Origin of the sequence: Kitasatospora nipponensis (assembly GCF_039528135.1) — a bacterium.
In the GTDB taxonomy this organism is placed as follows: Bacteria; Actinomycetota; Actinomycetes; order Streptomycetales; family Streptomycetaceae; genus Kitasatospora; species Kitasatospora nipponensis.
Genome location: NZ_BAAALF010000151.1, coordinates 9,884 through 20,618, shown reverse-complemented (window position 1 = coordinate 20,618; position 10,735 = coordinate 9,884). Strand labels below are relative to the sequence as shown.

6 protein-coding genes are annotated in these 10,735 nt (G+C 73.2%); all 6 read left to right on the top strand.

Going from position 1 to position 10,735, the window contains the following annotated elements:
* Positions 1-339: 339 nt before the first annotated feature.
* Positions 340-1,032 (top strand): SDR family oxidoreductase, encoded by a 693-nt coding sequence (locus ABD323_RS30330; protein ID WP_344445231.1) that lies wholly within the window; start codon positions 340-342, stop codon positions 1,030-1,032.
* Between the two features lie 91 nt (positions 1,033-1,123).
* Complete coding sequence (locus ABD323_RS30325; RefSeq protein ID WP_344445230.1) at positions 1,124-1,423, top strand: Tn3 family transposase; 300 nt, start codon at positions 1,124-1,126, stop codon at positions 1,421-1,423.
* Positions 1,424-1,676: 253 nt separating this feature from the next.
* A complete protein-coding gene (locus ABD323_RS30320) occupies positions 1,677-2,024 on the top strand; it encodes a trypco2 family protein (RefSeq protein WP_344445229.1) in 348 nt (115 codons plus the stop codon).
* A gap of 324 nt (positions 2,025-2,348) precedes the next feature.
* Positions 2,349-6,773, top strand: coding sequence for a tetratricopeptide repeat protein (locus ABD323_RS30315; RefSeq protein WP_344445228.1), 4,425 nt, complete (start codon positions 2,349-2,351; stop codon positions 6,771-6,773).
* A 244-nt stretch (positions 6,774-7,017) separates the two neighbouring features.
* Complete coding sequence (locus ABD323_RS30310) at positions 7,018-7,506, top strand: hypothetical protein (RefSeq protein WP_344445226.1); 489 nt, start codon at positions 7,018-7,020, stop codon at positions 7,504-7,506.
* 182 nt (positions 7,507-7,688) lie between these two features.
* A partial coding sequence (locus ABD323_RS30305; protein WP_344445225.1) for a P-loop domain-containing protein occupies positions 7,689-10,735 on the top strand: 3,047 nt, incomplete at its 3' end.

The following is a 10,735-nucleotide window of genomic DNA, read 5'->3' as shown; positions in this document are numbered from 1 at the left end:
GCGACCTCTGGGTTATGAGCCCAGCGAGCTACCGAGCTGCTCCACCCCGCGTCGGAGAAGCCGACTGTACGGCATCAGCGGCCGGGCCCGTCAATCCACGACCAGCCCTCGCCGGCTGACAAGGTGACCGGCCCGCCCAGGGTCCGCCGCAGCGGGCAGTCCGCCGGCGGCTCGGCTTGGCCAGTGACCGCCCGGACCACCTACCCGTGGGAGCTCGCACGGGCGGTGATCGGGCGGCCTGGGCTGCGGTACGGCCGTGACAACCTGGCAGCGACTCACCCCACGTATAGTGCAGGCGTTTTGGGGAACTGAAGACCACGTCGCCGAGGAGGCCGTTGGATGGAGCCCGTCACCCTGATCACTGGTGGATCGACCGGAATCGGTGCCGCCACCGCCCGTACCCTCCTCAAGCAGGGCCACCGTGTGGCGGTCACCGGACGTGACGCGGGCAAGCTGGCCGCCTTCGCCGCTTCGGCCGGAGCGGGTGAGCGGCTGCTGACGATCACCGGCGACGCCGCGGAGGCGGAGGACGTCGCCGCCGCCGTGCGTGGCGTGGTTCAGGCGTGGGGCCGACTGGACAACGTCATTGCCAACGCCGGTTTCTCGCTGCCCGGCAACCTGGAGAGCCACGCCCCCGAGGACATGCGCGCCATGGTCCTCACCAACGTTCTGGGCCCGGCCCTGCTGGTGCGCGAGAGCCTGCCGCAGTTGAGGGCGTCCAAGGGCCGGATCGTGTTCATCGGTTCCGTCGCCGGGGTGCGCAACACGCCCGGCAACCTGTACTCGGTCACCAAGTGGGCTGTGCACGCGCTGGCCGAGAACACCCGGCTGCTGGTGGGCAAGGACCGAGTCGGCGTGACCGTCGTCGCCCCCGGTGTGGTGGACACCGCGTTCTGGGCCGAGCGCGGCGGCACCCCTGAGGAGGCGATGACCCCCGAGCAGATCGCGGACACGATCGCCTTCGCGCTCAACCAGCCCGCGGGCGTGGACATCAACCAGATCACCGTGAGGCCGACCGGGCAGCTCGGCTGACCCGAGGACGGCAGTCGAAGCGGAGCTGAAAGCCGTCGTCCGCGATGCCGGGGGCGTCGTGGCGCAGTGGGAGGAGGCGTACGGCCCCGGGGTGTCACGCGTACGCCGACAGCTGTCGCCGGAGCCGATCCGCGAGGTCGGCAAGGTCATCCGCGCCGTCCAACTGCTGCGCTACCTCTCGGACACGCCCCTGCGGGCGCGGGTCACGGCGGCGACCAACAAGGTCGAGGCGCTCAACGGCTTCTCGCACTGGGGCCCTTCGGCCAGCACGGTGGCGGCGACAACTCGCCCGCCACCGGCGGCAGGCGCAGCGTGCTCACAAGCACCTGCCGCCGGGACCCCCACGAGTGTCCGTGATCAAGCCACCAGCACCCGCCTGCGAAGAAGATGAAAGCCGGCGCCGACCGTCCGTCTGACGCTTGGTCATCTCAAAAGTTGCCTGGAAGTCGCCGGGGAGATCATGTCTCGCTGGTATGACCACGGACTTGGGAGATGGGCTGGGCGGCACGGCGGTGCTGATGGGGAAGTAGCCGCTGCTTGGCCGGCACGGGCAGGCGGCGACCTGGGCTGACGAGCTGGAGTTGTCGGTTGGCCTGCGCGTGGCGTCCGGCTCCTCCTAGGGTGACCGCTGACGGCACGATCCTATGGACGGAGTACGGGAGTTGGACATCGGGCTGGCGGACGCAGTGGCCGCCGTACGGGACGAATTGTTGGAGGCCGCGGCACGCGGGGCCGGGACCGACGTGGCCTTCACGGTCGGGCCGGTGGAGATGGAGTTCGAGGTCGAGCTGCGGGCGGACGCCAAGGCCAGTGGCAAGTTCCGGGTCTGGGCGGTGTCCGCGGAGGCGGGGGCCGGCGTCTCCCGCGGACGCACGCACCGGATCTCGTTCACGCTGACGCCCCGGAACACCGACGGCACGGACCTGCTGATCCGTGGGGCGGCGGACGGGCCGAGGGGCCCGGGGAACGTGACCGGTCGTCGCCCGGGCTGACCGGCCCGGCCACTGGGGGAATCGGAGTGAGGCAGAGGCCTGAGGGGGCGGGGCGGAATGGAGCAGGAACGCGGGGTGGCGGTCGAGGGACCGTCGGGCCGTGGGTCGGGATATGCGGTCGGGCCCCGGCTCGTCCTCACCTCGGCCCACGTCGTCTGCGACGCGGCGACGGTCGAGGTGTACAGACCGGGGTTCGCCGGGACGTACCGCGGACGGGTGGTGTGGCGCGGCACGAGCGGGGGTCGTGACGACGCGGCCCTGGTACAGGTCACCGACGAGCGGTGGAAGCCGCCCCGGGACGCCGCGGCCCGGTGGGGAACGTTGGTGACCTCGCTACCCCAGCAGCGCTGCGAGACCTGGGGCGTCCCGCAGGCCGCGCAGGAGGGCCAGGACTACGTCGAGGCCAGACACGTGACGGGCTGGATCAACCCGGGAAGCGGGGTGGCCGGTAACCGGTACGTGATGAACCTGGAGGGCGCCCCGCCCTCCTGGGCGGACCGACCCGGTCTGCCGTGGGGCGGGCTGTCGGGCGGCGCGGTGCTGATCGACCGGCTCGTGGTCGGTGTCGTCGTCGCGGAGAGCCGCCACTTCGGGCACGGCGAGGTGCAGGCCGTCCCCACGTACATGCTGCACCTCGACCCGGACTTCCGCGCGGCTCTGCAGCGGTACGGAGCCGACTCGCTCCTCCTCGAGGCGGCCGAGTTCCGCAGCCTGGTCGACGAGAGGTCCCTCGACCTCACCGGGCCCAAGGGCTCACCGTCGGCACTCCTGCAGGCCGAGCGACAGGTGGTCGGTTTCCACGGCCGCGACGCGTTGCTGGAGGAGTTGGTCGACTGGTGCGGAGAGGAGGGCCTGAGCGCCCTGCTGCTGCACGCCCCCGGCGGCCAGGGGAAGACCAGGCTGGTCCGGGAGCTCGGCCGTCGCCTGACCGAGGAGGGCGATCCGGACGCGATCCCCTGGGCGGTGGCCTGGCTGCGCCCCACCACGCGCCCCGGCGACCTGCGGATGGAGGCGCTGCGGGAGACCGTGGGCCCGCTGCTGGTGGTGATCGACTACGTCGAGGGCCGCCTCGAGCAGCTGTCGCTGCTGCTGGAGACGGTCCAGGAGCGGCGGGTGCCGTTCAAGCTGGTCCTCATCGCCCGGACCGCCGGCACCTGGTGGGAGCAGGCCCAGAAGGCCAGCCGGGCGGCAGAGGACCTCCTGGGCTTCGCGCCGGTGGTCGAACTCCCGCCCCTCGCCGAGCAGGAGGGCGAGCGGGCGGCGATGTACCGCGAGGCCGCCGGGGCGTTCGCGCGGGAGCTCCCGCACGTGCGCGGCTACCAGGGCCCCGACTGGCCGGCCCTGGCCGCCGCCCTGCCCGTCCCGGACCTGGGCCGCGCCGGCTTCGAGAACATCCTCACCCTGCACATGACCGCCCTGGCCGACCTGCTGGACCGCGGTACGCCGGCCGGCGGCGGTACCTCGTCCACCCGCCCGAGGCTGGTGAGCCGTGGTTCGGGGCCCGACGACGTCGAAACCCGACTGCTCGGCCACGAGTCCCGGTACTGGAACCGGACGCTGGAGACGGTCGGCAGGGTGCCCGAGGGCGAGGCCTTCAAGGACGCCCTGGCGGCCGCGATCCTCCTCGGTCCGGAGGACCACCGGCAGGCCGACGGCGTCCTGCGCCGGGTGCCGGGCCTGCCCGGGCACCTGCACGGCGACGTGGACCAGTGGATCGCGACGCTCTACCCGCCGGACGGCACGGGCCGCCGGCCCTGGGGGACCCTGCAACCGGACCGGCTGGCCGAGCGTTTCGTCGGCGAACGGGTCGACAGGCGCCGCCACCTCGCCCCCGCCCTGGTCGACGGCATCGACCGGGCCGAGGCCGAGCGCCTCCTGACCGTGCTGGCCCGTGCCGCCCACCACCGGCCGCTGGTCGCACGGCTGACCCCGCTGCTCGCGCGGCTGTGCACCGGGCATCCGGACGCGCTGGCGCTGCCCGCGATCGCCGTGGCCACCCAGGTCGAGGAGCCGGAGCCGATCCTGCACGGCCTGCGGGACCTGCTGGATGCGCCGTCCACCACCGTCGAGGACCTGGCGGCCTGGGTCGCGGCCGTCCCGGACTTCTCCTACAACCTCGCGCCCTGGGCCGTCACCGTGCTGAAGCGGCTGGTCGAGGCCCGGCGTGCACAGGACGGTGGCACCCCCGAGGAGGTGCTCACCCTCGCCGGTAACCTCCGCGAGCTGTCCAAGAGTCTCAGCGAGGTCGGCGCGCAGGCCGAGGCGCTTGCGGAGGTGGACGAGGCCATCGCCCTGCTGCGGCAACTGGCGCAGGAGCGGGACCTCGCGGACCCCCACGGCGTGCGGGCGCGCAACGGCCTGGCAGGTGGTCTGAACAACCGCTCCGTGTTCCTCGGTGAACTGGGCCGGCGTCAGGAGGCGCTCGAAGCGGCCCAGGAGGCCGTCCGCATCCACCGGGAGCTGGAGGCGGCCGGCACCGCGGTGAACCCGGTGCACCTGCTGCACTGCCTCGCCACCCTGGCCCTTCAGCAGCGTGGTCTCGGTTTCGGCCGGGAGTCGTCGGCGACGACGGAGGAGGTCGTGCAGCGCCGTCGGCACCGAGCCCGCACCGGGGCCGAGGACGATCTGGCGGATCTCGCGTCGGGCCTGAACAACCTCTCGCTGTGCTACACGGGCGAAGGCCGCCACCAGTCGGCACAGGAACGGAGTCAGGAAGCCGTCGACCTGCTCCGGCCGCTGGCGGAGCACAGGCCGGACGCCTACCGACCGCTGCTGGCCCTGGTACTGGGCACCCTGTCGACCTGCCTGGGCGACATGGACCGGGCACCGGAGGCCCTGGCGGCGGCCCGGGAGGCGGTGGGAGTGCGGCGCCGGCTCGCCGAGCGGCGCCCGCAGGCGTACACGGCGGATCTGGCGATGAGCCTCGACAACCTCGCCGTCCAGCTGGCCGCGGTCGGCCACGGCAGCGAGGCGCTGGCCGCGATCACGGAGTCCGTCGCGCTGTACCGCACGCTGGCCGAGGCCCACCCCGCCGCCCACACCGACGATCTGGCCAGGGCCCTGAACGGCCTGGCGAACGAGCTCGCGGACACCGGCGACCAGCAGGGCGCCCTGCTGGCGGTGGAGGAGGCGGTGGAGCTCTACGCCGAGCTCCACCGCGCGCTCCCGGACGTCTTCGCGACGAGCCACGCGATGGCCCTGGTCTCGCTGGCCAACCGCCGTGGCGAGGTCGGCCGGACCACCGAGGCCCTGGCGGTATCCGACCGAGCCCTGGAGATCTACCGGATGCTGCCGGCAGACCGGACCGCCGCGGCCCGCCCCGACCTGGCCAAGTGCCTGAACAACATCGGAGCCCAACTCCGCTCCGACGGACGGCCGCACGAGGCGCTCGTGCGGATCGAGGAGGCCGTCGGCCTGGGCCGTGAGCTGGCCGAGGCCAGTCCCGGGGCGTTCCGGACCAGCCTCGCCCGCTACCTGATGCACCAGGCCATGTGCCTGCAGGAGCTGGAGCGACTGGAGGAGAGCGTGCCGGTCGCACTGGAGGCGGTCGAGATGGCCCGGCCCAGCGCAGGACTGCCCGAGTCGGCCTCCCTCCTCAACACGCTCAGCGCGCTGCTGATGGTGGCCAGACGGTCGACGGAGGCCTTGGCGGCCCTCGAGGCGATCGTGACGGCGCGCCGTCGGCTGGCGTCGATGGACCCCGTCCGGCACGGGCCCTCGCTCGTCGACTCCCTTCACCTGTTCACCATCCAGCTCGGCCGGCTGGGCCGGCTGCCGGCGCCCGTCGCCGTCGCCGAGGAGGTGGTGGGGATCCGTCGGCAGCTCCGGGACACCGCCGCAACCGACGCCGAGCGCGCCGCACTCGCCCAGGCCCTGGGCCACCTCGGCAACCTGCTGACCCAGGCGGAGCGCCGGAGCGAGGCGATCGACCGGGTGGAGGAAGCCGTGGCCCTGTGGCGCGAGCTGCCGGAGCCGGAACGCGCCCCGCACGCGACGGCGTCGGCCACCGCCCTCACCGCCTATGCGGGGCTGCTCTGGATGGTCGGCCGGGCGGACGAGTCGCTGGCCGCGCTCACCGAGGCGGTCGCCGACTTCCAGCTGCTCCCGCGGACCGAGCCGATCCACCACGCCGGGACGGCGATGACGCTGACCCTGCAGGGCAGCTTCCTGAGCGACCTCGACGATCCGACGGCCGTGGGGGTCCTGGAGCGCGCGGTGAGGGCCGCCCGGTCCGTCGGCGGTACCGGCATCTCGGCCTTCGAGAACATCCTGGCCGACGCGCTGACCGCCGTCGCCCAGTGCCGGGTCGACGCGGAACCCCCACAGCCCGGGGCGCTCACCGAAGCCACCGAGGCGGTCGCGCTCTACGACCGCCTCATCGAAGCCGAACCGGCGGTCTACGGGCCCGGCCGGACCAGGGCGTTGCCCACCCTCGGGCTCTGCCTCGCCCGGGCCGGACACACCCAGCAGGCGCTGGCCGTCAGCACGGAGGCGGTGGAACTGTCCCGCCGGGGGCTCGCCGACGGTCAGCCTCTGGCGGACCTCGCGCTCGCGGGTGCACTCCTGAACCTGGTCAAGGTCCACCTGCTGGTGGGCGACCGGCTCGACGCGGCCCGTAGGGACGTCGACGAGGCGGTCGGCCTCCTGGAGCGCCGTGCGGAGCACGAGCCGGCCCTGGTCGCGCCGGCCCTGCGCAAGGCGACGGAGTTGCGAGGCCGGCTGACGACCCCACCGGACCCGCTCGCCTGAGCGCCCGGGTTCCGGCTGACCCACATCCCTGGCGAACCTGCCCGGGTGCGGCCGCTGACGTCCTCATGCACGACTTCGCGATGATGGACGCGCTGCGCGGCCCCCCGCCGGCGGCCGCCTCCAGCCACCGCCCGCTTCCCTTCCCTCGGAACAACCGGCCTCACGCGGCACCGACTGCCGATAGCCTGATGCTCGGAGATGTGACGGGCCGCCAGTATGACTGCGGCTGGGGGAGGTTGGTCGAATGGTCATCGAGGCCGGAGTCGTGGCGGGCTACGTGATCGCCTGGGCGGTCCGCAAAGCCCGTCGAGCGGCCGGAGTCCTGGACGGCGAGGTCGATACGGTGATCGACGTGGGCCTGGACCGGCTTCACACCGCGGTCACCGCCAGACTCGGCACCCACCCGGTCCTGGAAGACCTGGCCGAGGAAGCCGCCACCGACGGTGGTCAGGTCAGCGAGCTGACCCGCCAGCAACTGGAGCTGGCGGTCACCGCCGCCGCCCGAAAGGACGAGCACTTCGCCCGAACGGTCACCGATCTGCTGGCCCAGGTCCAGGCCGATGAGAAGGCCACCGGAGCCTCCGTCGTCGCGGGCGCGGGAGCACGGGTGTTCACCGGCGACGCCCACGTCCAGGCCAGCGGCAGCGGCACCGCGATCGGCCAGGTCGGCGGCGACGTCCACCTCAGTCAGAGCGGCGACGGTGGAGGGGACCAAGGCCGGGGCCCTTCCTAGCCGGGTCGGTCACGCCCAGGACCGCGCCCGGCACCTCCACACCGGCTCCACCGTCGCGGCCCGCATCCGGCGGAAGCCCACCGGCGGCGGCGGGCCACGCGGATGGCACCACCATCGGGCGCGTCGTCCACGACCTGTACCTGACCAACTACTACTTCTCCTCCACTACCCCGCTGCCGCCGGTGCCGGTTCGCTCGGCCTACCTGCGCCAGGTCGAACGGATCGCCCCACCCGAGCTCCTGGGTCGTGATGCCGAGCTGGGCGAACTCGCTGCCTTCTGCACCGAGGACCACCGCAGCGCCTACGTGTGGTGGCGGGCCGGCCCCTGGGCGGGCAAGTCGGCTCTGCTGTCCACCTTCGTTCTGAGCCCGCCCTCCCGAGTGCATGCGGCCGGGGTGCGGCTGGTGTCGTTCTTCATCACCGCCCGCCTCGCCTCCCAGGACACCCGGGACGCGTTCACCACCGCTGTGACCGAGCAGTTGTGCGCCCTGCTGGGAGAGGACCTTCCCGCAGCCACCGGTGAGGGGGGCCGCGAGGCGGCGATGCTGGACCTGCTCGCCCAGGCCGCCGGAGCCTGCCGGGCGTCGGGCGGGCGGCTCGTCCTGGTCATCGACGGACTCGACGAGGACCGCGGCGTCACCACCGGCCCCGACGCGCACAGCATCGCCGCCCTCCTGCCCGGCCGGCCACCGGCCGGAATGCGCATCATCGCCACCGGCCGGCCCAACCCGCCGGTCCCCGACGACGTACCCGACTGGCACCCCCTGCGCGACCCCGGTGCCATCCGCCTTCTCTCCGACTCCCCGCACGCCCGCGACCTGCAACGCCTCGGCCAGACCGAACTCAAGCGCCTCCTGTCCAGCAGCCCCGTCGAGCGGGACCTGCTCGGCCTGCTCACCGCGGCCCGTGGCGGCCTCACCGGTCCCGACCTGCGGGAGCTGACCGGCACCGAGCTGTGGACCGTCGAGGAGACCCTCCACACCGTGACCGGACGCACCTTCACCACCCGGCCCACCCGATGGGGCCGTGGCAGGGAACCACAGCTCTACCTGCTGGGTCACGAGGAGCTGCAGACCGCGGCCGCCCACTACCTCGGACACGAGAACCTGGCCCGCTACCGGGACCGGATACACACCTGGGCGGACGCCTACCGCACCCCGACCGGCCCACGTCCCTCATGGCCGCCCCACACCCCGGAGTACCTCTTCACCGGCTACCCCCGCATGCTCGCCGCCACGCACGACGCCGACCGCCTGCTCGACCTCGCTCTCGACAGCGCCCGCCACGACCGCATGCTCGACCTGTCCGGTGGCGACAGCGCCGCTCTCGCCGAGGTGACGACCTGCCAGGACCTCCTTCTCGCCCGCCCGGAGGTGGACCTCTACGCCCTGGCCGTCCTCTCCCGCCGCCGCGCACAGCTCGAAGACCGCAACGCCCACATCCCCACGTGTCTGCCCGCCGTCTGGGCCGCCCTCGGCCAACCCGACCGAGCCCGAGCACTGGCCATGGCCATCCCCGACCCGGACCGTCGGGCGGAGGCGTTGACGGGCCTGGCCCGGACCCTTACCGGTGCCCCCCACCCCCAACGGGCACTGGCCGTGGCTCACGCGGCCGAGCAGGCCACCCGTACCATCCCTCACATGTTCTCGCGGGTGAGGGCGCTCCAAGGAATCGCCACGGCGCTCGCCGGCACAGCCCCCGACTGGGCCGAGCAGGTCGCCCGCAGCATCACCGACCCACGCGACAGGGCGCAGGCGCTGGCAGCGGTGGTCACGGTGCTCGCAGATGTGGACCCCGACCGTGCCGAACGGGTCGCCCGGAGCATCACCGACCCTCGCGACAGGGCGCAGGCGCTGGCCGCGCTGGTGACGGCGCTCGCGGGCGCAGACCCTGAACGGGCCCTGGCCCTGGCCCACACAGCTGAGCAGGCCACCCACGGCATCACCGCACCGGGAGAACGAGCGTGGGCGGTCGTAGAGGTGGTCGCGGCGATCGTCGGTGCCGACCCTGAACGCGCACTGGCTCTGTCCCGTACAGCCGAGCGGATCGCCCGCAGCATGACCGAACCGTACTGGCAGGCGCGGGCGCTGGCGGACGTGGTCACGGCGATCGCCGGTGTGGACCCCGACCGTGCCGAGCGGGTTGCCCGCAGCATCACCGAACCGCGGTGGCAGGCGCAGGCGCTGGCAGCGGTGGTCGCGGCGCTCGCCGACAGTGACCCCGAACGGGCGCTGGCCCTGGCCTACACGGCCGAGCAGGTCGCCCACAGCATCTTCAACTCGGAGCAGGAGTTGCAGGCCCTGACATCGGTCGCCAAAGCCCTCGCTGTCACCGACCCTGAAGGGGCCGAACGGGTTGTCCGCAGCAGCACCAACCCGCTTCCGGACCCGCAGGCGCTGGCGCTGGCGCTCAGTGACGTGGCCACAGCGATCGCCGGTGCCGACGTCGACCGTGCCGAGCGGATCGCTCGCAGCATCAGCCGCTCTGACTGGCAGGTCCTGGCGTTGCGAAGAGTAGCCGCGGCGGTCGCCGGCACCGCCCCGGACCGGGCTCGGCATTTGGCGCGCTCGGCCGCCCGGATAGTCCGCAGGAAGGGTCTGGACCTGGTGCGCGAGCTCGCGGAGTTGGCCGACGTGATCGTTGGCATCGACCCGGGACATGCCCACGAGCTGGTCGTCGAGGCCGAGAACCTCGCCCGCACGACCCGTCAGAGGCGGGGACTGGCAGGAACAGCGATGGCAGTAGTGGTGGCGGCAACCCGAGCGCTCACCGCTGACGACCCCGAACGTGCCCTGGCCATGGGTCGCACAGCCGAGCAGGTGGCCCGCAGCATCAGCGCGTCGGACGGCCACACGCCTCCTTCGGGCCATCAGTCGGAGGCGCTGGCCGAAGTGGCTGCGGTGATCGCCGGCATCGACCCCGACGGGGCCGAGCGAATTGCCCACAGCATCCATCACCAGGGCACCCAGGTGCGCGCGCTGGCGGCGGTGGTGGCGGCGCTCGCCGGCACGGACCCGGGTCGGGCGCTGTCCCTGGCCCGTACGGCCGAGCGGGTCGCCCGCAGCATCACCGACCCGCAGGAGCAGGTGTACGCCCTGGCAGAGGTTGCTGCGGCGCTCGCCGGCACGGACCCGGGACGAGCGCTGGCGCTGGCAGGCACGGCCGAGGAGGTGGCCCGCAGCATCACCGACCCGCAGGAGCAGGTGTACGCCCTGGCAGAGGTTGCTGC